Below are 23,186 nucleotides of genomic sequence, written 5' to 3'. Positions count from 1 at the left end.
CGGGCTGACAGGTCGGCGCGGATCGGCACGGTCTGTCAGCAGCGGAACACCTGCAGGGCGGAGGAGTCGTGGGAGCGGAGCGGTCTCGGCCGGGTGTCCGTGCCGCCGGGGCGGTCGGCCGGACGGTCCGCGAGCGGAACGGCGTGGGTGACCGGCTGTCGGGCGGCGCCGGGCGTGGGCGCGGTGGTGGGTCGGCGCCGGTCCCGGTGCAGGACGGAGGCCTCGACGGTGTCGGCCTCTCCGCCTCCCGCGTGCCCGGATTCGTACGCCGCGGGCGGCGCGACGTGGGGGGCGCAGGGCCGAGCGGCGTTCTTCGTGGCGCCGACGGGGGCCAGTTGAAGACCGGCGCAGACGCACACGAGGACGAGGAGGAGGCCCGCGCGCAGCGCCGCGGACACACGGGCGGATGGCATCTCGGCGTTCCTCCCTCCGGTCGGATCCTCATCGGGCTTCACCAAAGCAATCCCAAGGGCGAGTCAAGGAAGAGTAAGGCGCCCAAGTGAACAGCTCCCCTCAACACCCCTGCTGTACGAGGGTTTTCGAAGGGAATCAGCCTGATGTTGACGCGAACGGCGGCATCCGGGCGGTTGCGCGGCTTCGGAGTACGTCAGGTTCGCTCGCTCCACACGTTCTCGTCGCCCCCGGCGGAGCGCCCCGTGAACGACGTCGGCCCACCAGGGGAACCTGGTGGGCCGCTGCCCCGCGAGGGGCTCTGGATCAAGCAGTCGGTCAGTCAGTGAGTCAGTCGGTGCCCCGGTCAGTCACAGCAGTCGCAGCAGCACTTGCACGGGTTGCAGCAGCCTCCGCCGCAGCCGTCGCCCGAGCCGCCGCCGGAACCACCGGAGCCGCTGGGCCAGTTGCCTCCGCCCGAACCGCCCGAACCACCAGAGCCGCCGGACCCGCCTCCCGCGTTGCCGCCGCCGTGTCCGCCGAACCAGCCGTCACCGCGCCCGGAACCGTCTCCGCCGGAAGCGTCCCGGTTCGAGCCGCCGCCGCGGTTGCCGTCGCCGAACTCCCAGGGCTCGCCGTCGCCCGAGTCCGCGTCGTCGTCGCAGCGGCAGCAGTTGTAGCAGAGCCGGCAATCGCCACAGAGGCGGCGGTACTCGCGACACCTCCGGCACTCCCCCTCCGGCGGCCGGCCCGATGCCGTGGGCGCACCCTGCGGCGCCGCACCGGTGAGCGCGCCGACGCCGCACGCCGCGCCCGTCCCGGTCTCCGAGGGGCCTTCCGTCGCGGTCCGGCGGCCCAGCCAGGGCAGCATGCGCAGTCCGCGCGCCGGGCGGGTGTGCCGATGCTGCCGATGCCGCGGGTCGAAGGCCCGGTCGACCGCGCGCTCCAGCTCTCCGCCCAGCAGGGCCCGGACGAGCCGGCCGTCGACGAAGGAGGCATCGGACAGGGAGAGCCGGATCCCGTGCACGGCGTCGTCGCAGAGCCTGCGCACCTCGGCGCGGTCGGCGCCGGTCGCCGCGATCGGGTTCCACGCGCCCGACGCCTCGTCCGCCTCCAGGTCCTCCACCGCGTCCAGCAGATGCGCGAGGCGGCCGAACAGGCGCCCGGCCTCCGCGAGCGGTTCCGCGTTCTCCGGGCGGTCCGTGAGTACGGCGGTGTACGCGAAGGCGGCGGCGGTCGCCGTCTCCGTGGGCTCCGTGACCGTCAGCAGCGAGCCGCCCCGCACGGTCGAGCGCTCGATCTCCGGCTGGCGCTCGACCGCCTCCAGGAGCACCGAGGTGTCGAAGCCGAGCCGTTCGCCGCCCGCGGCGCCCGCGCGGTCCCAGCCGTGGGCGATCCGGCGTGCGGCCAGCGCCACCGGGCGGCGCGCCAACAGGCCGTCGCGGTCGGCCACATGGTCACGTATCTTCGCGGCGGCGAGCACCAGCGACACCGTCGCCGCCAGCCGCGCGCCCTCGCCCTGCGCCACGTCCGCCGACCGCATCCCGCGCAGCGGGCACGGACCGGCACCTCGGCGCCAGTCCCCGCTCCGCTCCGACTGCGCTTCGGTCAGTACCGAGACGATCAGGCCGTCGTAGTTGGTGGCCACCCTCGCGAACTGCCCGTACTCTCCGCGCAGCGTGAGGCACAGCCCGCACAGGTGCGCCATCCACTCGGTGCGCAAGCCCTCGCCCAGCCGATGACGGCACGGCCTGATGATTCCGAACACCGAAGATCCCCCCGTAGAACAGTTTGCGCCATCCTAGAGGGGACCCTTCCGAGGGCGTCCATACGGACGCCGGACAGCACTAGGTCGGCGTGGGGGCCGTCTTGTTGGTCGTGGTGCCGTCCCCGTCCTGCACGTCCGGGTCCTTGACGTCCGGCGCGGCGAGCGGTTCCGGAACGGGTGGCGTGCGGACCAGCAGCGCGACCAGCACCGCCAGCCCTCCGAGCACGGCGCCGACCCCGAATCCCCACCGGATGCCCGTGGCCAGGGCCTCCGTGGGCTCGGCGCCACCGGACGCCGCCGTGGCGGCGCGGCCGGACATGACGCTGATGACCAGGGCGGTGCCGGCGGCGGCCGCCACCTGCTGGAGCGAGCCCAGGATGGCGGAGCCGTGGGGGTAGAGGTGCGGCGGAAGAACCGACAGGCCGGAGGTGAAGACGGGGGTGAAGACGAACGCCATGCCGACGCTCAGGACCACGTGAAGGGCCAGCACCAGCCACGGCGAGGTCTCTGCGCCCGTGAAGGCGAACAGGCCGAGGCAGAGCGCCGTGAGCGCGGCTCCGGGGACGACCAGTCGCGGTGCGCCGAGCCGGTCGTAGAGCTTTCCGACCTGTGGTCCGAGCAGGCCCATGGTCAGGCCGCCGGGGATGAGGAGGAGCCCGGTCTGCAGCGACGACAGGCGGCACACCTCCTGCAGGTAGATCGGCAGCAGGATGAACGCGCCCATGAGCGCCATGAAGGACAGGCACATCAGGGCGAGCGCCACGGAGAAGTGACGGAACGTCAGTGCTCGCAGGTCGAGCAGCGGTGTGGACGAGCGCTGCAGCGCGAGCTGTCGCCAGGTGAACAGGCCCACGAGCACCGCGCCGACCGCCGTGGTGACCTCCGGAGGCACGACCGCCGGGGCTTCGTCCCCGGCGCCGAGGCCGCTCAGACCGTAGACCAGGGCGCCGAAGCCCGCCGCCGCCAGGGGGACGGACAGCCAGTCGATCGGGCCCGCCTGCGGCTCGCCGATGTTGACGAGTCTGCGGTGCCCGACCATCGCCATGGCTCCGGCGATGGGCAGTACCGCCAGGAACAGCAGGCGCCATGTTCCCAGTTGCAGGAGCACGCCGGAGGCCGCCGGCCCGAGTGCGGGCGCGACGGAGATGACGAGGGTGATGTTGCCCATGACACGGCCGCGGTCCTGCGGGGGCACGAGGGTCATCAGCGTCGTCATGAGCAGCGGCATCATGACGGCGGTGCCGCCTGCCTGGATGACGCGGGCGACCAGGAGCACGGGGAAGGCGGGCGCCGCCGCGGCCAGCGCCGTGCCGGCGAGGAACAGCGCCATCGCCAGGCCGAAGGCGGTCCGGGTCGTCACGCGCTGGAGGAACCAGCCGGTCACCGGGATGACGACGGCCATGGTCAGCATGAAGGCCGTGGACAGCCACCCCGCGGCCGCCGCGGTGACCTCGAACTCGCGCATGAGCCGCGGGATCGCGTTCACCATGATCGTCTCGTTGAGGAGTACGACGAACGTGGCCAGTACGAGGATCCGCAGCACGCCGCTGACGCGGTCGGGCGAGAGGGCGGGTGGTGCCGGGTGGGGAGCGAGCATGGTGCCTTCCGTCATGTGAGCGTCCTCCGCGTGGAGCAGGTCGCATGGGCAGACCGCAGCGCCGGGAAGAAGTCATCGGTGTCTCCCGATCCTGTCGGCACCGCCCGCCCGCACTCAAGCCATTTTCCGATCCGTCCCCGGCCACACGGGCCGGGCCTCCATCATGCCGCCGTTCTACGATGACGGGGCCCTCCTCCCGTCGAGAGGGCGGAGGGCACGGGGACGAGGGTGGGATGGACCGGATGTCGGAACCGGAGGTGGAGACGGACCCAGTGCCGGAGCCGAAACCGGAATCGGGGCCGGCGCCGGCAACAGCGGTGGAGCCGGAGCCGGTGCGCACGCCTGAGACCCTCACGCCTGGGTACGTCCTCTGTTACGAGTGCGACGGCCTCGGCCGGTGTCCCGGGTGCGGTGGCCGCGGGTGGGTGCCCGACCGGCACGGTCGCAGGAGCCGGTGCAGGGAATGCGCCACCACGAAGCTCTGTCCCATCTGCCGAGGTCACGGCCAGCTGAGCATCTCCTGTCTGTCGCCGTACCAACGCGGCTACTACCCGGAAACGGACCTGGACTGAACCTCCCGCGGCGGTGGGGCCGGCGCGTCACGATGTCCCGGGCCGGGGCGTCGCCGGGGCGCGGTTCCAGTCCATCCGGGACCACGGCAGGGCGAGGCGGCTCCGGTGGGAGACCTCACGCGGGGCCAGGTCGGTGAGGGGTACGGCTTCGGAGTGCCGGGCGTAGACGGTGTCGACGTAGCGGTGGCCGGTGTCGGCCGCGACGAAGAGGACGGTACGGTCCGGGGAACGGTCCCGTTCGTGCCGGGCCGCGAGGTACGCGGCTCCGCTGGACAGGCCCGCGAAGACCGCGTGCCGGCGCAGGAGGTCCACGCCGCCGGCGAGGGCCGCGTCGAACGAGACCCAGTGCAGGGTGTCGTACAGCTCGTGCGCGACGTTCCCGAAGGGGATCGAGCTGCCGATCCCGGCGATGATGATCTCGGGGTCGGCGACGTGTTCGGCGCCGAAGGTGACGCTGCCGAAGGGCTGGACCCCGACGAGTCCGACGTCGGCCGCGCGCCCTCCGGGGGTCTCGCGCAGGTAGCGGGCGAGCGCTCCGGTGGAGGCTCCGGACCCGACGCCGCCGACGAGGGTCAGCCCGTCCGCGCCGGTCGCCTCACGGATCCGGTCGGCGACCGCGCGGTAGCCGAGGTAGTGGACGTCGTCGTGGTACTGCCTCATCCAGTGGTACTCGGGGTGCTCGGCGAGGATCTCGTGGATCCGCTCGACGCGGCGCTTCTGGTCGAGCTTGAGGTCGCTGCACGGCTCCATCCGCTCCAGCGTGGCGCCGAGCACGGCGAGTTGGATCGCCAGGGTGCGGTCGACCGTGGTCGAGCCGACGATGTGGCAGCGCATGCCGTGCCGGTGACAGGCCAGGGCGAGGGCGTAGGCGTAGATGCCGCTGGAGCTGTCCAGGAGGGTGTCTCCCCGGCGCACGGCCCCGGTGTCGAGCAGGTGCCGTACCGCCGCGAGGGCGGAGACCACCTTCATCGTCTCAAAGCGCAGGCAGACGAGCCGGTCGTCGAGCCGTATCAGGTCCGGCCGGCCGATCGACTCCGCGATGTGCTGGTCCATTCGGGAGCTCCTTGGTCGTGGGGAAGGTCGTGAAGGTCCGGGTGGCCGGGATGCCGTGGGCGTCCAGGGCTCGCAGGCAGCTGCGGACCCGGTGCCGCAGGCCCGGTGCGACGGGGTCGAACAGCACGCCGGCCACCGCGCCGCTGTGCGCGATCTGCACGCCCACCGCCCCGGCCCGGCGGGCGATGCCGGTCAGCGCGTCGAACTCCGGGTGGCGGAGCACCTGTTGGCCGCGCCGGGCGCTGGCCGTGGCGACCTCGCCGAGCCGGCGGACGTCACCGTCGGCCACCGCCCGGCGGAGCAGCGTGCGCAGCCGCTCGAAGTCCCGTACGTCGTCGTCGCCCACGTCGCGCACCGGCAGCGCGAGGGTGTCCACCGGTGCGCCGCCGCCGAGGGCGCAGCCGACCACGACGAGCGGGGGCAGGGCCGGGCCGAGGACTTCCAGGACGCGGCCCTCCCGTTGGGCGAAGAGGACCGGGCGGCCGTCCAGCATCAGCGGGTCGCAGGCGAGTTCCGCCCGTACGGCGAGCCCGGCGGTCGTGTCGCGGGGCAGCCGCAGCCCGTAGGAGTCCGCGACCGCGCGCACGGTGGCGATCACGTCGCTGGTGGAGCTGCCCATGCCCAGGCCCACGGGTACGTCGCAGGCGAGCCGCACGTCCCCGCCGCACGGTGGCGTCCCCGTCCGGCGGGCGCACTCGGCCACGGCGAGGGCCGCGGCCCGGGCGGCCTTCGTACGGCCGGCGGGGACGACGGTCAGCGCGTCGGGCGCCGTGCCGGGCCGGCGGGTGAACCCGGCGGTGCTGCCGGGCCCGGCCATGGGGAGGGTGACCAGGCCCGCGCACCGGCGGCCGTCGTCGTCCAGGAAGACGCCCTGGAGGAGCTCGCCGTGGTGGCAGGGGGCGTACCCGGTGCCGGTGGGGAGTCCACCGTCCCGGGGTGTCGTCGGGCGGGCGGCGGGGATCACGCGCCGCCCGCCGTCCGGTAGCGGTACAGGGTCGTCTCCTCGGCGCTGAACTGGGAGAAGGGGAACGGTTCCGCGGACATGGCGGTCACACCGGAGCCGAGGAAGGCGCGCGCGACGGCGCTGCCGCTCTGGGCGTAGACGATCAGCGGGACGCCCCGGGACCGGCAGCGCTCCAGGACGGTGTCGAAGGAGCCGTTGCTCAGGGTCATTCCGGTGGCGACGACGGCCTCGGCGCGGTCGAGCACCTCGTGCATGTCGTCGGTGACGGGGTCGCCCCACTGGGTGGCCTTGAGGTTGAAGTCGCACGGCAGCGGTTTACCGCCCCGCTCGCGGATCGCCGCGACGAGGGGGTTGACGACTCCGATGAGGCCGACCTCGGCGCCCCGTTCGATGTCGAGGAGGCCGGCGATGGCCGCGTCGCGGGCCTTCGCACGGGCCTCCGGGGTGCCGGCGGGGAGGGTGACGGCCTCGGCCGTGCCGGTCGCGGCGGCGACGCGGTGCGGGCGGGTCTCGGAGAGGTAGGCGTCGAGGGCCGCGATCCGCAGGGGCCGCGGGGCCTCGCGCAGCAGGGTGTCGAGCGGGGCGCCGGAGGAGTCGCGGCAGACCGCCGGGGTGATCTCGCCGGCTTCGAAGGCGCAGCCTCCGAAGGAGCCACCGAGGCGGACCAGGACGTACTGGTTGAGGTAGGTGGTGTCGCCGCCGGCCAGGCGTGTGCCGTGGTGGATCCAGAACACGCTGGTCGCGACGAGTCCGGAGGGGAGCGGTCCGTGCTCACCGGCCAGGACGGCCGCGATGAGGCCGTCGACGGTCGTCACGGCGGAGGGTGGGAGGGCCGGGGTGGAGGGGGTGGACGGGGCGTCGGTCGGCTGGGTGGCCATGGGGTGTTCCTCGTTCAGTGGGCGGTTCGGGGGGCCGGCGCCGTGGCCGGGACCGGGTCCGGGGCGCGGAGCGGCCCCCGGTAGGTGACCTGGGGCCGTCCCAGGGCGTCGGTGGTGAGTGCGGCGTCCACCTCGAAGACCTCGGCGAGCCGTTCGGCCGTCAGGACGGCGGCGGGCGGGCCGGACGCGATCAGGCAGCCGTGGTGCAGGAGCAGCAGCCGGTCGCAGTACCGGGCAGCCAGCGACAGGTCGTGCAGCGCGACGAGGACGGTCCGGTCGGTGCCGGACAGCAGCTCCATGAGGTGCAGTTGGTGGGTGACGTCGAGGTGGTTCGTGGGTTCGTCGAGCAGGAGCCCGTACGGCTGCTGGGCGAACGCGCGGGCGATGTGGGCGCGCTGGCGTTCGCCGCCGGAGAGGGTCTTCCAGGGCCGGTCGGCGAGCGCGGTGAGTCCGAGCCGCTGGAGGGCCGCGGCGACGACCGCCCGGTCGGTGGCGTCCGGTCCGCGCCAGCGGTCCCGGTACGGGGTGCGTCCGAGGCCCACGACGTCGTCGACCCGCAGGTCGCTGTCCGCGCGCGCGTCCTGGTCGACGAAGGCGACGTGGCGGGCGATCCGGCGGGCGCTCCAGTCCCGTACGGACGCGCCGTCGTACCGGACCGTGCCCGTGTCGGGGGTCCTCAGACCGGCCAGGCAGCGCAGCAGCGACGACTTGCCCGAGCCGTTGGGGCCGAGCAGTCCGACCGTCTCGCCCGGCGCGATGTCGGCGCTGACGCCGCGTACGACCGGCGTGCCCGCCACCGACCAGCTCAGTCCTTCGGCGGTGATCCTCACAGGTCACCCCGCTTGCGCAGGACCAGGAGGAAGAGCGGGACGCCGAGCAGGGCGGTGATCACGCCCACGGGGACCTCGCGGGGTGCGAAGGCGACCCGTGCCAGCGCGTCCGTCCACACCAGGAACACCGCGCCGGCGAGCGCCGCGTACGGCAGCAGCACCCGGTGCAGCGGCCCGACGAGGAACCGTACTCCGTGGGGGACGATCAGCCCGACGAAGCCGATCGCGCCGACGCCGGCCACCGCGACCGCGGTGAGGGCGGCCGTGACCACGAGGAGCAGCATCCGCGTGGGCCGTACGCCGATCCCGAGGGACGCGGCGGTGTCGGCGCCGAACGCGAACCCGTCGAGGGCCGGGGAGCAGAGCCAGGCCGCCGCCAGTCCCAGCGGGGTGACGACGGCGCAGACGGCGACGGTGTGCCAGCGGGCCGGTGCCATCGAGCCGAGCAGCCAGTGGGTGACGGCCCGGGTGGTGTCCGCGTCCGCGGAGGCCATGAGGACGAGCGAGGTCAGCGCGGTGAAGAGCTGTCCGACGACCACGCCGGTGAGGACGATGCGTACGGAGTCGAGGCCGGTCCGCCGCAGCAGTGCCAGGAGCAGGGCGAAGGAGAGCAGCGCGCCGGCCAGCGCGCCGCCGGTGACCCCGAGCGTGCTCGCGCCCACGCCGAGGACGACCACGGTGACGGCGCCCGCGGAGGCTCCTGAGGAGACGCCGAGGAGGTACGGGTCGGCGAGCGCGTTCCGGGTGACGGCCTGGAGCACCGCGCCGCACACGGCGAGCGAGGCGCCGACGAGGGCGGCCAGCAGGACGCGCGGCAGCCGCAGGTCCCAGATGAGGGAGTCCAGGAGCGGGGGCAACGGCTGCACGTCCAGGCCGGCATGGGCGCCGAGGGCGCGGGCGAGGCCGCTCCAGCCCACGTCGGTCGTCCCGATGCGCACGGCCGCGACGGCGGACGCCGGCAGTGCTCCCGCGGCGAGCAGGAAGAGGACCGCCCGTGACGCCGGGGACCTGCCGGGAGGACCGCCGGACCCGGCGGTTCCTCCGGGCCGGACCCGGGTGGTGTCCTGTGCCGCCGCCTTCCCGAGTCCGTCCGGAAGCGGCGGTCGCGGCTCCCTCCCCCGGGTGTGCTGGTCAGCGGACATACCCGAGGTCCTTCATGCCGGCGGCCAGCAGCCCGAGGGCGTGCACGGAGCGGACCGACGGGTCCAGTTCGATGCCCGGCACCTCGATGATCCTGTCGTCGCGCACGGCGGCCAGGCGGGAGATCACCGGGTGCGCCGCCATCGTGGCCCGCTTCTCGGCGGCGCTGTCGCCGGGCCGGCCGCGCTCGGACAGGTCGCCGATCACGATGAAGTCGGGGTCGCGCTCGGCGACTTCCTCCCAGGAGACCTCCGGCCAGTCCTCGTCCACGTCGTCGAAGGCGTTGTCGGCGCCGACGATGCGGCTCATCTCGCTGGGCAGACCGGTCCCGCCGGCCACATAGGGCATTCCGCCGAACGCGGAGTAGAGGAAGACCACGGTCGGCCGGTCCGTGCCGCGGGGCGCCCCGGCCGCGTTCTTCCCGGCCTTGGCGACCGCCGCGCGCTGGGCGGCGGCGAGCTCACCGGCCCTCTTCTCGGCGCCGAAGATCCTGCCCAGGTTCTCGTAGTCGGAGAAGAGGAGCTCGAAGGGGGTCGTGCCGGGCGGGTTCTGCTGCGGGCAGTCCACGGCGCTGACGAAGGTGGGGACCTTGAGGGCGGCCAGCTCCTCGCGCGTGCCGGCCCGGTCCTGGGTGTAGAGATCGGCCGAACCCGCGATGACGACGTCGGGGGTGGCCGCGCGCAGTTGCTCGCCGGTGGCGATCTCGGGGGCGATGACCGGGACCTCGGCGTACGCGGCCCGGTACGGCGCGGGGATCTTCGTCTTGAGATTGGCGGTTCCGGCCATCCGGTCCTGGAGCCCGAGTTCGAGCAGCGTCTCGGTCGAGGTCTGGTCCAGGGTGACGGCCCTCTTCGGGGGCGAGACCAGGGACATCCGGCGGCCGCAGCTGGTGACGGTGGTCGGCTCGGCGACGGACCTGGCGGTCGGCCCGCCCGCCGCCGTGGAGCCGCCGCCGGCTCCCGTGGAGCAGCCCACGGTGGCGAGGGCGAGGGAAAGGGCGATGCCGAGGCGGGCGGGATGGCGCATGGGTTCTCCGGTCTGCGGGAGGGCGTGGGTGTTGTCGTGCACCGGGCAGGTGTGCCCCGTCGGAAGGGTACTGTAATGGAATTCATTTTCATTAACGACCCTGGGGTGGGGTTCGCCGGGCCCCTCCCCCGCCTCCAAGGAGCAACCACACCGTGGCAACCACACCCACGCCCACCGCGGCCAAGTCCGGGAACCCGCGCCCGCGTTCCGTACTCCGCGACCTCATGTTCCTGCGCCTCTGGGCGGGCACCACCGCCTCCGGCCTCGCCACCTGGGCCCTGCCCTTCGTCCTCGGGCTCGCCGTACTGCACCACGACCTCAGCGCCGCCGGTCTCGGACTCGTCCTCGCCGCCCGCACCGCGGGCTTCCTCGCCGCCGTCGCCGTCGGAGGCGTCCTCGCCGACCGGCACTCGCGCCGCGCGGTCGTGCGCTGGTCCGCCCTCGCGGCAGCCCTCGCCGCACCCTTCCTCGCCGCCGGACTCGACCGCTCGCTCGGCCTGATGACGGCGGCGGCAGCCCTCGCCGGCGCCGGACAGGGCGCCTGCCGGCCGGCGTTCCAGGCCCTCACCGCCGAGACCGTCTCCCCCGGTCACCGCCGGCAGGCCAACGCCGCCATGACCATGGCCGTACGGAGTTCCACGCTCGCCGGACCCGCCCTGACCGCCCTCCTCGCGACCCTCCTCGACGTCCGGTCGCTGCTCCTCGGCATCGGGCTGCCCTGGCTGGTGGCCGCCCTCGTCCCGGGCAACGGCGCCGGCACGGCGCCGGACCCGAACGTCGAGCCCGCCGCTCGGCGCGGATTCCGCCCCGGTTTCCGCGCCGAGTTCCTGGAGGGCATACGGGAAGCGCGCCGCCACCCGTGGTTCCTCGCCGGGCTCGCCGCCCTCGTCGCGGTCATCGCCCTCGGCTACTCCGCCACCAGCGTCGCACTGCCCCTGATCAGCCGGGACCGCTACGGCACCGAGTGGGTGCTGGCCGCGTCCATGACCGCGTACACCGTGGGCGCGCTCTGCGGGGCCCTGCTGATCTCCCGCCTGCGTCCGCGCTCCCAGGGCTGGGCCGCCTTCGCCGGTCTGGCCGCGTACGGTGTCGCGCCGCTGAGCCTCGCGCTGCCGGTGCACCCGCTCGTGGTCGTCGCCGCGTACGCCGTCGCCGGGATCGGGATCGAGCTGTTCAACGTGCCGTGGTTCACGGCCACTCAGCGCGAGGTCGCCCCGGACAAGCTGGCCCGCGTCTCCTCGTTGGACTTCCTGGTCTCCTACGGCCTGGCGCCGGTCGGCCTCGCCCTGATCGCCCCGGCCGTCGACGCGTTCGGGGTCACCCCCGTTCTGGCCGCGTGCGCCGCCGCCTGCTTCCTCGTACCGACCGCGGCCGCCCTCGCACCCGGCTCCCGCCACTTCTCCCGGACGGCCCCGGCACCGACGGACTGACGGGGCGGGCGGCGGGCGGGCGCGGTGCGGGGAAGGCCCGGGGCGGCGGCCGGCGCCGCAGCCCAGGCCGTCCCCGAACCCGTCACCCGGTACGGGCGCCCGCCCTGCCTGTCGCCGCCCCGCGTACCTCCCGCGGGATCCCCGCGCTCACGTGGCGCGCGACTGTCAGCGCATGCCCGGGCCGCCGGGCTCCGGCGGCAGGTCCCAGGTCTGGGGCGCGGGGCGGGTTCCCGTCAGGCCGGCCGTGCCCTCGCCCGTCATGCCCTCGCCCGTCATGTCCGATTCCCGCGCTCCGTCCGAGGGACGGATGCGGCCGCGCCATTCGCCGGTCTCATGGCCGCGTTCCTCGATGAAGCCCTTGAAGCGCTTGAGGTCGCCCTTGACCCGGCGGTCCAGGAATCCGAGGGCGTCGCCGGCCTTCTCCGTCATCCCCTCCGGTTCCATGTCCATGGCGAGCCGGACGCGGGTGTGGTCCGGGTCGAGGCGCTGGAAGCTGACGACACCCTTCTGCTTGCTGTCGCCGCCCACGGTGCGCCAGGCGATGCGTTCGTCCGGCAGCTGGTCGACGATCTCCGTGTCGAACTCACGCCGGACGCCGGCGACCTTGGTCTGCCAGTGACAGTGGCGGTCGTCGATCTGACGGACCTCCTCCACGCCTTCCATGAACTGGGGGAAGTCCTCGAACTGGGTCCACTGGTTGTAGGCACTCCGCAGGGGCACGTCCACGTCGATGGTCTGCTCCACCATGCTCACGATCGTTCCTCCTTCGTGTCGTACAGGACAAATCGTGATCGATGAGCGCGTACCCGGCGCACTTCGTCTCAATCTCGTTTTCGGACCGTCGCCCGGCCGCTGGTCCGCGATGAGTGCGGTCCGGCCCATGTCCGCCGCCTTCCGTCACACCAGGCGCCTGCCCGCACCGCGAGGCGCCATTCGCCGTGCAGAGCGCGGGCGTCGGACGGAGCCCTCATCCGTGGTGAGGAGGCGCGCCACCACGACGGCCGATGCGTCCGAGGTCAGTGGGCTGGTGACCAGAAGGCCGTCAGGGTGCCGCTTCCCGGGACAAGCTCCTCCCAGCCGCCGGGCACGTCCACCACCGCCACGCCCGACGTCGGGAACCCTGCCGCCAACCGCTCCAGCAGGTCCGGGCTTCCGCTGCCGCACAGGCCGGCGGCCAGCTCGTGGACGCCCGGGTTGTGGCCGACCAGCAGCAGGCAGCCGATGTCCGGTTCCCGCTCCGCCAGTACGGCGGCCAGCACGCCCGGAGCCGCGTCATAGATCCGCTCGTCGTAGACGACGGGCGGCGGGTCCCTCAGGGCGGGGGCCGCGAGCTGCCAGGTCTGCCGCGTCCTGATGGCCGGGGAGCAGAGCACCAGGTCGCACCTGAGGCCGGTGTCCGCGAGCCAGCGGCCCGTCCTGGGCGCGTCGGCCCGCCCGCGCCGTCTCAGGGGGCGCTCGAAGTCGCCGATCGGCCGGCTCTTGCGTACCGCCTTGGCGTGCCGCACGAGCACCAGTCGGCACTGGGTCCCCTGCTCGGGAGCGGGGGCCGTCGGCCGGGGAGCGGGATCCGGGGACATGACCGTCTCCTCACGAGTGCCTTGATACGTGCGGACGGGTTCCGTCGTCCGTTCCATCGGGGTGGAAGAGGACCTTCACCATGCTGTCCCGCTTCTTCTGGAAGTCCGCGTACGCACGCGGAGCGTCCTCCAACGGGAGGTGATGGGTGGCGAAGCCTTCGACCCCGAGGGGGTCTGTGTCGATCAGCAGGGGCAGCAGATCCTCGACCCACCGGCGGACGTTGGCCTGCCCCATGCGCAGCTGGATCTGCTTGTCGAACATCGTGAGCAGCGGCAGCGGATCGGCGGCACCGCCGTAGACACCGGAGAGGGAGATGGTGCCACCGCGCCGTACGAGTGCGATGGCGAGCTTCAGGGCACCGAGGCTGTCCACTCCCGCCTTCCTCATCACCACGGAGGCCATCGCGTCCGGGAGCAGGCCGGTCGCGGTCTGCGCGGCCCTGACGCCGGCACTGCCGTGCGCCTCCATCCCGACGGCGTCGATCACGGCGTCCGGGCCTCGGCCTCCGGTCGCGTCGCGGACCGCGTCGACGAGCTGGTCTCCGTACAGGGAGAGGTCGTAGACCTGTACGCCGTGGCCGGCGGCGCGGGCGAGCCGTTCGGGCACGAGGTCGATGCCGATCACCTGGCCGGCCCCGCGATGGGCGGCGATGCGGGTGCACATGTCGCCGATGGGTCCGAGACCCAGGACGGCGATGCTTCCGCCGGGCGGGACGTCGGCATAGGCGACGGCCTGCCAGGCGGTCGGCAGGACGTCCGACAGGTACACGAACCGCTCGTCCGGCGGCCCTTCCGGCACACGGATCGGCAGCGTGTCGGCGAAGGGGACGCGCAGGTACTCGGCCTGGCCGCCGGGGACCTGCCCGTAGAGCTTGGTGTAGCCGAAGAGGCTCGCGCCGGTGCCGTGTTCGTGGACCTGGGTCGTCTCGCACTGCGAGTGCAGGCCCCGTTCGCACATGAAGCAGGTACCGCACGACACGTTGAACGGCACGACGACCCGGTCGCCGGCCTTCAGCTCCCGTACCTCGGGCCCCACCTCGGCGACGACGCCCATCGGCTCGTGGCCCAGGATGTCCCCCGCGTCCAGGAACGGTCCGAGGACCTCGTACAGGTGCAGGTCCGATCCGCACAGGCCCGTCGTGGTCACTTCGATCACGGCGTCCGTGGGATCGACGAGTCGCGCGTCCGGAACGGTCGCCACCTCGATCGTGCGGCGTCCCTGCCAGGTCACGGCCTTCATCACGCCTCCTCGGTCCGTACGCCCCCCGCCGCAGCGCCGTCGGCCCCGCGGGTGGCGGGGTCGGGCGCCGCCTCGGGCACGTCGGTGCTCCCGGCGGCCCCCGGTACCCGCGCGACTGCCCGCCGGCGGACCCTTCAAGCAGGTCGTGCCGGAATCGTTCGAAAACAATCCCCGCTGCGTCCCTCGGCCTGCTCACCACGTCGACTCGCCCGGGTGGGCGCCCCGTCGCCGGGCCGGTCGGCGCGAGGGGGTCAGCCGGTCGGCAGGCCCAGTCCGTAGTAGGTCACGTGGTAGCCGTCCACGTACCCCGCCTCGCCACCGATGATCAGGTCCGTGGGGTCGCTCGCGCCCGCCGCCCTGGCCGTGGCCACGAGCATCTCGGCGAGTGCGCGGCCCTTCGGCTCACCGGGTCCGCCCCCGTCCACACGCCACACCGGATCGTCGCCGAAGACCGGCTCCGTGTGCGGGAACTCGGCGACCGTGCCCCAACCGAGCGCGGCGGGATCGACGTCGTCCGGTGCGAAGCAGGCGATCGACAGCCGGTCGCCGCACACCACGTCGAAGAGAAGAGGCGCACTCGTGCCGTTGCGCCCGTAGAACGGCATCGCGATCCGGGCCCCCAGGGCGGTGGTCTCGGCGGGCAGGGCTCCCAGGAAATCGCTCAGGGTCCGGGTGACGGTCTCCCAGCTGCGGGCGGTCCACCCACCCGGGAAGCCGAGGCCGACGTTGGCCTGGTCGCGGTTGCTGCCGAAGAAGCCGCTGATGGCGTGCTCCTCGCCACTGCCCTGACGCCAGAACCAGTTCTCCGCGGGGCCGGTGGGCTGGAGCACCAGCTCCGGCCCCGACTTCCCCGCCCGCAGTTCGAGCGTGTTCGGCCTGCCGCGCCAGCGCAGGAACGGAGCGCCCCACAGCGGCCCGCTGACGTAGAAGGGGCCCATGTCGCCGTGCGAGCCCATGACGGACGGCTTGCCCAGCGCGGCGGTCACCTCCTCCATCGCGGCGCGGAAGGCCGCCGCCTGCGCCGCGGCGTCCGGCGCGGGATCCGCCACCGGGACCGCGAGTTCCACGTACGACTCGCCGTCGACGTACCGCTCCTCGTACGTGCCGACGGGGCGCAGGCGGGCGTCGCCCGAGGAGCGACCGGTGAGCAGCACCGGTGCGTCCGGCGTGCCGTCCCAAGCCCACCCCAGCTCGGCCGCCACGGCCCTCACGCCCTCCGGCGTCCAGCCGTCGGTGTCCGCCGCGACGAGTCGCCGGGCGAGCTCCCCGATGGATTCCTCTGCCGTGCTTCCCTGTTGTGCATGCATCGGACCATCGTGCCGCATCCCGGGCGGGCCCCTGCACGCTGGGAGGAGGTCGTCGATCCGGCGCGGACGAAGTCGATTGACGGCGTCGGGAGAATGACGGGCATGGGTACAGACATCAGCGGCTTCATCGAGTACCGGATGCCGCAGGACGAGCAGGAGCCGGCCTGGTACAGCGCACACGACCTCAGCTCCCTGAACGACGTCCGCAATTACGACGCGTTCGGTTGTCTCTTCGGGGTCCGCAACTACGCGAACTTCCGTCCCGTGGCCGCAGGCAGGGGTTTTCCCGCCGACGCCTCGGCCGCCGTGAGTGCGCGGTTCGGCCGGCTGACCGAGTGGTACGGGGAGGACGGCTTTCACGGCACCACGTGGATCACCTGGGCCGAGGTGAAGGCCGTCGACTGGGACGAGCTCGCGGAGAGACCCGACAGCCGGCTTCACGCGTACCGCCCGACACCGAGCGGACTCAGGATGACGGGCAAGGCCTCCTGGAGTGGTGCATTCGCCGAGGCTGTCGGCCTCGAACCTGGCGAGGTTCGAGAGTGGCCCGAAGGAAGCGAGTGGCTCGTCGGGGACACGCTCTACCGATCCGTCACCATCTGCCGCAGGGATGCCGTCACCGAGACCGGCGAGTGGCAGCCCGTCTGGGACGCCATGAACGCACTCGCAGACCGGCACGGTGACGACAACGTGCGACTCGTGGTGTGGTTCGACGACTGAACGGGCCACTGACCGCGGGTGCGTCATGGCCCTGCGCGCGTCAGGCGGCTCGGCGGTTTCCGTCCTCGTCGCACGGGACGTCGGATCCGGGGTGGTTGACCGTGAAGTCGCGTGCGGCCTGACGCTCGGCCTCGGTGATGGCGGTGGGTGCGACGTTGATGACACCGCCGAAGGGGCGGTCGACGTCACGGATGATGACCAGGGCCGTGGTCAGGAGGGCGGTGATCACGACGAGGGTGATGATCTGGCCCCCGTTGTTCCTCCGGGGCAGGCAGATCCCCAGGGCCGTGACGGTGATGACCAGGGTGGCGAGGAGGAACCAGAAGATGGTGCTGGGGATGCTGGACGTCGCCTGGGTGAGGCGCTCCTCCCGCTCGTCGGAGCGCTTGTTGTCGGCGGCGACGAGCATCCCGAAGACCGGCTGCCCCGCCAGGGCCTCGAAGGACTCCCGGAAGTCGGTGGACCACACGCTGGGGGCCGGCGACCCCTTCCCGTCCGCCATCGCGGGCCATTCCTGCTCCCGTACGGCGCGGGCGTAGCAGACGGCGTCGGCCTGGATACGGGCCCGCTGGAGCGCGGGGGCGTACTCGGCGGTCTCGACGAGCTGGTCCAGCGCCCGGGCCTCGCCGCGCGAGGCGACCTCGGCCTTTCCGTACGAGCCGTTGGCGGTGACCAGCACGAAGGAGAGCAGCAGGACGGTCATCGTCAGCAGGGGCCCGACCAGGTCCTTGACCGCCATCCCTTCGTCGTCGTCGACGTTGATCAGTCGTGGCCTCAGCCAGCGGTTCGCGGCGAGGCCGGCGAGCAGGGCGAGTACGGCGACGACGATGACGAGGACCACGGGGGCCACCTCCGGGAAGCGGGAAGGCAGGGGAACGTCCCCGGGGGCGGGTCCGGGGCGGCGTGATCATGCCCAGGCGGGTGGCGAGAGCGGAACAACGGAAACGTTCGCTCGCCCCCGCACGAGGGATGCCCGTTCCGCCAGGCGGACGAGACACCGGCCTCCCCCGCCGGGGCTGTCGGGCCGTCGGCCCCGAGCGTCAGGCACGCGCGGTGACGTGTGCGCCGCGGTCTCAGGACCCGGTTCCGTGGTCTCGCGCTCGCGCCTTGGCCTGTGCGCGGGCGTGGGCCCTCGTCCTCCGTGCGTCCCTGCCGCCGTGCCGGAGGCGCACGGCGAGGACGGCCGCCGAGGCGGCGAAGAGGCCGGCGGTGATCAGCAGCCAGCGCCCCAGGAAGACGTCCGCCGGCAGCCCGGTGCTGCTCGTGTATCGGCCGACCCGGCGGAGGATCAGAGGCCAGTACACGAGCAGCAGGAGGCCGGAGACGAACGCCGGTACCCGGACGTGGTTGACCCCGATCCGTGGCCTGCCCCGGACCTGTCCCGAGGGGGTTCCGAGGACGCGCTGTACGGCGAGGTCCGTGACCGCGTACAGCGGCAGCAGGACGAGGTCGTGCAGGAGTGCCGCTCCGACGAACCACACCGCCACGCCGAGGGCGTCGCCCTTGAGCAGCCGCACACCGGCGTAGCAGGCCAGGGCGAAGGAGACGACGACGAGGAGCAGGTGCAGGGGCGAGGCCCCGTAACGCCGGCGGAAGGCCGTGGTGACCGCGTGCGGAGCAGGTGTCATGCCGGTTCCCCGAAGGTGAGGCGGGTGACCCACTTGGTGTTGTGGACGCCGGGAGCGCCGGGGATGATCGCCCGGGCCGGATAGCCGTGGTCGTGGGAGAGGACGGCGCCGTTCACCCGTACGGCCAACAGGGAGCGGGTGTCGCGGACCTGGTGGGCGCTCAGGACGACCGAGCTGAAGGACCCGCCCCGCTGCACGGACTCGACCAGGACCGGCGGGGTGTGGGTGCCCAGCCCGACGAGGGCGGCCAGGTCGGTGAGACGGACGCCGCTCCAGTGCTGGTCGGGGGTCGACCAGCCTTCCACGCAGGCGATGGGCAGCAGCGCCTCGTTCTGCGGGAGGGCCAGGAGACGGTCGTAGGTGAGCTCGACCTGGCGGCCCGCGCCGCGGACGGTCAGGCGCCACGCGGGGCCGATGTCACTGGGGCGGATGCCGACGGAGGCGGCGGTCTTGTTGATCTGGAAGCCGTTCGGGCCGGGGCCGGGGTCCTGGCCGCCGTGCGGGGCGAGCAGCGCGGTCTGCCGCCACCGGCCGCCCACGCTCTGTCCGGCGGTCACGACCAGCAGCGCCAGCGACCCCAGCCCGACCATGCCCAGCGCGCCCCGCCGGGAGATGGTGGGTGCCGCCGGGCGTGGCGAGACCAGGCCGGCCGCCTCCTCGCTGTCGGGGGCCGGCTGCCGCGGCCCGGTGCGCAGGGTCCGTACGGTCCGTCCCAGCCGGAGGGTCACGTGGACGGCGAAGGCACCGATGAACACCCAGGCCCCGTACAGGTGGAGGACGTAGAAGGAGCCCGGGAAGAGGTAGTGGAGCTGCACGTTGAGGATGCCGGTGACGAACTCGAAGCCGGCGCCTCCCACCAGCAGGAGCAGGGAGAGCCGTTCGAGGGCCTGGGCGGCCGACCGCACCGGGGGCCAGGCGAAGAGCTTCGGGATCACCGACCACAGTTTCGCCAGGAGCACGGGCACGAGCGCGATGCCGAGGGTGACGTGGACGCCCTGCGTGACCCGGTAGAGCCAGGAGGGCGAGGTCGGCCAGGAGAAGAGGTGGAAGCCGAGCCAGCCCTTGTCGGGGGTCTGGTCGTTGACCGCGGCGAGGTTCGGATCGTACGCCGTGTACGAGAGCAGACCCGTCACGAAGAGGATCGTGATGCCGAAGAGCAGGACGGTCCCGAGCACGGCGGTCAGCCATGGGCCACGCAGCGGGCTGCGCCAGAACTCCGGGCGGGACGGCCCCCTCGGCGGGCCGGCCGCCCACCCGGAGGCCAGGGTCGAGCGGAGCCGGGCGAGCCGTGCCGGGCTGCCGTCGGCGGGGGCGGATTCCTCGTGGGCCGGTCCCTGGGGGGCCGGGTCGCCGGCTGCGGGTGTCCCGCTGCTGTTCGCTTGCATGGAGTGCTTCCTCGGTTTCCGCATCGCCGGGCTCACCGGGTCTCCCCCGTCGAGAAGAAGATGGCCCTCCGCCTGCGTGGGAGGGCTCGTGACGCGCCGACGCGGGTGGCCTCGTGCTGTCGCCCGGCCGCGTGCGGGCCCGGCTGCGGGGCCTCGTGGCCGCCGGGGCGCCGTCCGGTCGGCCGGTGGGCGGGTCGGCGTGGTCCCGCGGATCGCTTCCGGGCCGCCCACCCGGCCATGACGGCCACGGCGGCGACGACGTACGCGACCGTGCCGGCGTCGGCCGCCGCGCGGCCGGTGACGTAGGCGGCGGCGCCCGCGAGCGCGACCCCCAGCCACTCCCAGCGCCCGTCGAGCGCCACCAGGGCGACCAGGAGGAGGGCGTACCAGGAGTAGCCGGGTGTCGTCAGGAGGAACGCGGTTCCGGTGACCAGGAGGGCACCGCTCCACGGGCGCCCCGGGTCGCCCCGCCTGATCGCGTACAGGCTGACGGCGAGCATGCCCGCGAGGACGCAGGGCACGGCCCAGGAGTCGGGGAACAGCAGGCGCAGCAGCGCGTACCGGTTTCCGGAGGAGGCGTCCTGGTAGCCCTCCTCGTCGGCGTAGCCGCCCAGGTAGCCGAGCACGGAGGAGTGGGAGAGCAGGATGTACGGCACGTACAGGGCGGCGAGGACGGCGGCGACGGGGAGCAGGACGGCGGCCGCGTCCCGGACGCGGCGCACGCCGGACAGGGCGCCGGGCAGCAGGACGGCCGGCAGGAGTTTGACGGCCGTGGCCAGGCCCAGCACCACACCGCCCAGAGCCCGGTGGCGGACCGTCAGGCCCAGCGCGGCGACGGACAGCAGGACGGCGAGGACGTCGGCGTGGGCGTTGTTGACGGCCTCGACGGGGACGGCCGGGCACCAGGCCCAATAGGCGGCCGTCCGAGGGTCGCCCCTGCGCCGCAGGATCCGCAGCAGCACCGGTGTGGTGGCCACGGCGAGGACGGCGCCGCCCACCTGGAGGGCCTTGTGCCGGACACCGTCCGGGGAGAGGGCGTGGACGAGGAGGAAGTACAGCTCGCCGGCCGGAGGGTAGATCGTGTGCGCCCGGGGACGGTTGATCCGCGTGCAGACGCCGTCGGACACGGCCGCCAGGTCGGGCTCGCCGCACTCCGGCCCGGTGGGGAACAGCCAGCGGTCGCGGTACGGCGCGAGGGCGGCGTCGGCCGGGGCGTGGTCGTACGGGGACAGGCCCGCCGCCTGCACGCGGCCGTCCCAGGCGTAGCGGTACGAGTCGGTGCTGGTGCGGGGCGCGGCCACCAGGCCCGTCGCGGCGACCGCGATGCCGCCGAGGAGGACCAGGGCGGTGGTGTGCCGGGCGGGCACCCCGCGCAGGGACCAGGCGGCGGCCGCGAACAGGGCCCAGCAGGCGGCGTACATCCAGGACAGGCCCGCCGGGTCCGCGACGTAACCGTCCCTGCGGACGGTGAGGACGAGCACCGCGCCCAGGGCCGCCACGACGGCGGCGGTGACGGCGGTGGCCCGGAAGGAGGTGGCGGGACGTGTCATGGCGCGGCTCCGGGAGGGGGCGGGGCTTCCACCGGGGTGAGGTCGAGCGGTGCGACGGCGACGAGTTCGGCGAAGTGCCGGCCGTCCTCCGTCCAGCTCTCCACGGGCCGCCAGCCGCTCGCCGCCGCGTGGCGCAGCAGTGCGCCGCTGCCGACCCTGGCCCAGGGGAAGGGGGCGCCGAGGGTGCCACGGCCGTCGTCGAGGCGCACCTCGCAGCGCTCGTCCACCTCGACGGGCGCGGCCTCGACGAGGAGGCGCCCGCCGGGGGCCAGCAGCGCCGCGACGCGTTCCAGGAGCGCCGTGGGGGCGCCGCCGATGCCGATGTTGCCGTCCATCAGCAGGGCCGTGTCCCAGCGCCGTTCGCCGGGGAGGGGCTCGAACACGGAGCGGCACAGCGCCGTTCCGCCCCGGCGCAGCGTCTGCGTCACGGCAGCCGGGGTCACGTCGATGCCGAGGGCGCGGCGGCCGCGTTCGGCCAGGGCCGCGACGAGCCGGCCCGGTCCGCAGCCGATGTCGAGGACGGAACCGTGGCAGCGGGCCAGGACGCTCTCGTCGGCGGCGTCGGCTCCGGCGCACCAGCGCTGGACGTCCAGGGGCAGCAGCCAGCCGTCCGTGCGGTGCAGGAACAGGGGGCCCACGCCCGTGCGCAGGGCCGAGGAGTAGGGATCCGCGCGCCAGGCCGGGGCCGGCACACCGCGCGGCTCGGGTGGGGTCACGGTCGTGCGGGTCGCCGTGGTCATCGCGCCGCCGTCAGGTCGGCGGTGAGTTCCCGGTGGCGTGCCGCGAAGCGACCGGCCGGCGCCAGAGCGGCCACCTCGGCCGCGTCCGCGGCGGTGTCCACGTCCCGCAGCCGGGGCAGCAGGGCCGTACGCAGTCCGGCCGCGCGCAGCCGCCCGTACTGCACGGAGCCGGTCTCGGGTACGGACATGGGTACGCCGAGCAGCAGGGCCGGGTCGGGCTCCGCCAGGCCCAGGGCCCAGAAGCCGCCGTCCGCCGCGGGGCCGAACCAGGCGTCGCTCTCCTCGAAGCGCAGGGCGGGCGCCAGGAGCTCCGGGGTGAGCTGCGGGGTGTCCATGCCGATCAGCAGCGCCGGGCCGGCGCAGGCGGCGAAGGCGGCCGCCAGCCGCTCGTCGAGGCCCCCGCCGCCCTGGGGTACGACGTCGAAGCCCGGCGGCAGCCAGGGGCCGGGGGTTCCGTCCAGGACCAGGACGTGCCGGTCGGCGGGGGTGGCCGCCGCGGCGGCCAGGGTGTCGACGAGGGCCGCCTCGGCCAGGGCCGCGGCCTCGGCCGGGGTGAACGGCGGGGTGAGCCGCGTCTTGACCCGGCCCGGGACCGGTTCCTTGGCGATCAGGAGCAGAGTGGTCACCGCGCACCACCGGGGACCTCGGAGGCGGCCGGCGGTTCGGCGAGCACGGCGCGCATGTCGCGGACCGCGTGCCAGGTGCCCCGCCAGGTGCCGGTGACCTTCGACTTCCCGGTCCTCGGCAGGTACGGAACGTCCTCCTCCCGCACCCGCCAGCCCGCGTCGGCGCCCCTGACGACCATCTGCAGCGGGTAGCCGGACCGCCGGTCGGTCAGCTCCAGCCGCAGCAGCTCCTCGCGGCGCATCGCGCGCAGGGGGCCGAGGTCGTGCAGCCGGAGCCCGGTGCGACGGCGCAGCATCCGGGACAAGGCGAGGTTCCCGGCGCGGGCGTGCGGCGGCCAGGCGCCCCGGCGCTGCGGTCGGCGCCGCCCCAGGACGAGGTCGGCCTCCCCGGCCGCGAGGGTCCGGACGAATCCGGCCAGCAGACCGGGATCGAGGGAGGCGTCGCAGTCGCAGAAGCAGACGTACTCGGCGTCGGAGGCCATGAGCCCGGCATGGCAGGCGGCACCGAAGCCCCGCCGGGACTCCGTCACCACCGTCGCGCCGAGGGAGCGGGCGAGGTCGGCGGACCCGTCGGTGGACCCGTTGTCCACGACCAGGGCCCGCCAGCCGGCGGGGATGCGCGCGAGGACCCAGGGCAGTGCCCCGGCCTCGTTCAGACAGGGGAGGACGACGTCCACGGTGTGTTCGGTCACGACTGCCACCGTAGGAATTCCCACGGGACATAGCGGACATCGACTCCTTACGAAACTCGGACGTCGGCTGTTC

At 73.8% G+C, this 23,186-nt stretch carries 21 protein-coding genes and 1 pseudogene; 2 read left to right on the top strand and 20 right to left on the bottom strand.

The features are described 5' to 3' along the window. Positions 1 to 35 precede the first annotated feature (35 nt). The 9 genes from ABTY59_RS15870 to ABTY59_RS15830 all read right to left on the bottom strand — a co-directional run bounded on the left by ABTY59_RS15870 (position 36) and on the right by ABTY59_RS15830 (position 10,260). The gene (locus ABTY59_RS15870; protein WP_352019510.1) at positions 36 to 413 is read right to left on the bottom strand and encodes a hypothetical protein; all 378 of its coding nucleotides are present in this window, start codon (positions 411 to 413) and stop codon (positions 36 to 38) included. A gap of 344 nt (positions 414 to 757) precedes the next feature. After that, the gene (locus ABTY59_RS15865) at positions 758 to 2,158 is read right to left on the bottom strand and encodes a DUF5685 family protein (RefSeq protein WP_352019509.1); all 1,401 of its coding nucleotides are present in this window, start codon (positions 2,156 to 2,158) and stop codon (positions 758 to 760) included. Between the two features lie 79 nt (positions 2,159 to 2,237). Then, positions 2,238 to 3,770 carry a DHA2 family efflux MFS transporter permease subunit gene (locus tag ABTY59_RS15860; protein WP_352019508.1) on the bottom strand — a complete coding sequence of 511 codons (1,533 nt, stop codon included), beginning with the start codon at positions 3,768 to 3,770 and terminating at the stop codon, positions 2,238 to 2,240. 584 nt (positions 3,771 to 4,354) lie between these two features. Further along, positions 4,355 to 5,380 (bottom strand): pyridoxal-phosphate dependent enzyme, encoded by a 1,026-nt coding sequence (locus ABTY59_RS15855; RefSeq protein WP_352019507.1) that lies wholly within the window; start codon positions 5,378 to 5,380, stop codon positions 4,355 to 4,357. After that, positions 5,301 to 6,344 carry a GHMP family kinase ATP-binding protein gene (locus ABTY59_RS15850; protein WP_352019506.1) on the bottom strand — a complete coding sequence of 348 codons (1,044 nt, stop codon included), beginning with the start codon at positions 6,342 to 6,344 and terminating at the stop codon, positions 5,301 to 5,303. Before ABTY59_RS15850 ends, ABTY59_RS15855 begins: the two co-directional genes overlap by 80 nt. Next, positions 6,341 to 7,159: a Rossmann-like domain-containing protein gene (locus ABTY59_RS15845; RefSeq protein ID WP_352019606.1), complete on the bottom strand. Its 819-nt coding sequence runs from the start codon at positions 7,157 to 7,159 to the stop codon at positions 6,341 to 6,343. Before ABTY59_RS15845 ends, ABTY59_RS15850 begins: the two co-directional genes overlap by 4 nt. Positions 7,160 to 7,236: 77 nt before the next feature. Next, positions 7,237 to 8,052, bottom strand: a complete 816-nt coding sequence (locus tag ABTY59_RS15840) for an ABC transporter ATP-binding protein (protein ID WP_352019505.1) — start codon at positions 8,050 to 8,052, stop codon at positions 7,237 to 7,239. Further along, complete coding sequence (locus ABTY59_RS15835) at positions 8,049 to 9,194, bottom strand: FecCD family ABC transporter permease (RefSeq protein ID WP_352019504.1); 1,146 nt, start codon at positions 9,192 to 9,194, stop codon at positions 8,049 to 8,051. The genes ABTY59_RS15840 and ABTY59_RS15835 overlap by 4 nt, the downstream gene beginning before the upstream one ends. Further along, positions 9,184 to 10,260: an ABC transporter substrate-binding protein gene (locus ABTY59_RS15830; protein WP_352019503.1), complete on the bottom strand. Its 1,077-nt coding sequence runs from the start codon at positions 10,258 to 10,260 to the stop codon at positions 9,184 to 9,186. Before ABTY59_RS15830 ends, ABTY59_RS15835 begins: the two co-directional genes overlap by 11 nt. Positions 10,261 to 10,370: 110 nt before the next feature. Here ABTY59_RS15830 and ABTY59_RS15825 point away from each other — a divergent pair, with 110 nt between their 5' ends. After that, a complete protein-coding gene (locus tag ABTY59_RS15825) occupies positions 10,371 to 11,648 on the top strand; it encodes an MFS transporter (protein ID WP_502995371.1) in 1,278 nt (425 codons plus the stop codon). Positions 11,649 to 11,942: 294 nt separating this feature from the next. On the opposite strand, the pseudogene ABTY59_RS15820 reads toward ABTY59_RS15825, so the two are convergent. From ABTY59_RS15820 to ABTY59_RS15805, 4 genes and pseudogenes are all read right to left on the bottom strand, one after another. Beyond that, a pseudogene (locus tag ABTY59_RS15820) lies at positions 11,943 to 12,395 on the bottom strand (SRPBCC family protein); the annotation flags it as partial. 269 nt (positions 12,396 to 12,664) lie between these two features. Further along, the gene (locus ABTY59_RS15815; protein ID WP_352019502.1) at positions 12,665 to 13,225 is read right to left on the bottom strand and encodes a SixA phosphatase family protein; all 561 of its coding nucleotides are present in this window, start codon (positions 13,223 to 13,225) and stop codon (positions 12,665 to 12,667) included. 10 nt (positions 13,226 to 13,235) lie between these two features. Next, positions 13,236 to 14,465 (bottom strand): alcohol dehydrogenase catalytic domain-containing protein, encoded by a 1,230-nt coding sequence (locus ABTY59_RS15810; protein WP_352019501.1) that lies wholly within the window; start codon positions 14,463 to 14,465, stop codon positions 13,236 to 13,238. A gap of 251 nt (positions 14,466 to 14,716) precedes the next feature. After that, positions 14,717 to 15,772: a hypothetical protein gene (locus tag ABTY59_RS15805; RefSeq protein WP_352019500.1), complete on the bottom strand. Its 1,056-nt coding sequence runs from the start codon at positions 15,770 to 15,772 to the stop codon at positions 14,717 to 14,719. On the opposite strand from ABTY59_RS15805, the gene ABTY59_RS15800 reads away from it, so the two are divergent. Then, positions 15,767 to 16,492, top strand: coding sequence for a hypothetical protein (locus ABTY59_RS15800; protein ID WP_352019499.1), 726 nt, complete (start codon positions 15,767 to 15,769; stop codon positions 16,490 to 16,492). The genes ABTY59_RS15805 and ABTY59_RS15800 overlap by 6 nt on opposite strands. Positions 16,493 to 16,532: 40 nt before the next feature. Here the strand turns inward: ABTY59_RS15800 and ABTY59_RS15795 are convergent, their stop codons facing one another. The 7 genes from ABTY59_RS15795 to ABTY59_RS15765 all read right to left on the bottom strand — a co-directional run bounded on the left by ABTY59_RS15795 (position 16,533) and on the right by ABTY59_RS15765 (position 23,122). Then, positions 16,533 to 17,333, bottom strand: a complete 801-nt coding sequence (locus ABTY59_RS15795; RefSeq protein WP_352019498.1) for a bestrophin-like domain — start codon at positions 17,331 to 17,333, stop codon at positions 16,533 to 16,535. Positions 17,334 to 17,565: 232 nt separating this feature from the next. Beyond that, a complete protein-coding gene (locus tag ABTY59_RS15790) occupies positions 17,566 to 18,120 on the bottom strand; it encodes a hypothetical protein (RefSeq protein WP_352019497.1) in 555 nt (184 codons plus the stop codon). Then, positions 18,117 to 19,505 carry a molybdopterin-dependent oxidoreductase gene (locus ABTY59_RS15785; protein ID WP_352019496.1) on the bottom strand — a complete coding sequence of 463 codons (1,389 nt, stop codon included), beginning with the start codon at positions 19,503 to 19,505 and terminating at the stop codon, positions 18,117 to 18,119. Before ABTY59_RS15785 ends, ABTY59_RS15790 begins: the two co-directional genes overlap by 4 nt. 32 nt (positions 19,506 to 19,537) lie before the next feature. Continuing rightward, positions 19,538 to 21,055: a glycosyltransferase family 87 protein gene (locus tag ABTY59_RS15780; protein WP_352019495.1), complete on the bottom strand. Its 1,518-nt coding sequence runs from the start codon at positions 21,053 to 21,055 to the stop codon at positions 19,538 to 19,540. Continuing rightward, entirely contained in the window at positions 21,052 to 21,795 is a 744-nt protein-coding gene (locus ABTY59_RS15775) for a methyltransferase domain-containing protein (RefSeq protein WP_352019494.1), read from the bottom strand. Before ABTY59_RS15775 ends, ABTY59_RS15780 begins: the two co-directional genes overlap by 4 nt. After that, the gene (locus ABTY59_RS15770; RefSeq protein ID WP_352019493.1) at positions 21,792 to 22,421 is read right to left on the bottom strand and encodes a TIGR04282 family arsenosugar biosynthesis glycosyltransferase; all 630 of its coding nucleotides are present in this window, start codon (positions 22,419 to 22,421) and stop codon (positions 21,792 to 21,794) included. The genes ABTY59_RS15775 and ABTY59_RS15770 overlap by 4 nt, the downstream gene beginning before the upstream one ends. Beyond that, complete coding sequence (locus ABTY59_RS15765) at positions 22,418 to 23,122, bottom strand: glycosyltransferase family 2 protein (protein WP_352019492.1); 705 nt, start codon at positions 23,120 to 23,122, stop codon at positions 22,418 to 22,420. Before ABTY59_RS15765 ends, ABTY59_RS15770 begins: the two co-directional genes overlap by 4 nt. Positions 23,123 to 23,186 lie beyond the last annotated feature (64 nt).

Source organism: Streptomyces sp. NPDC096079 (assembly GCF_040303145.1).
GTDB lineage: Bacteria > Actinomycetota > Actinomycetes > Streptomycetales > Streptomycetaceae > Streptomyces.
The sequence above is the reverse complement of the archived record's forward strand: the minus strand, read 5'-3'. Positions and strand labels throughout refer to the sequence as shown.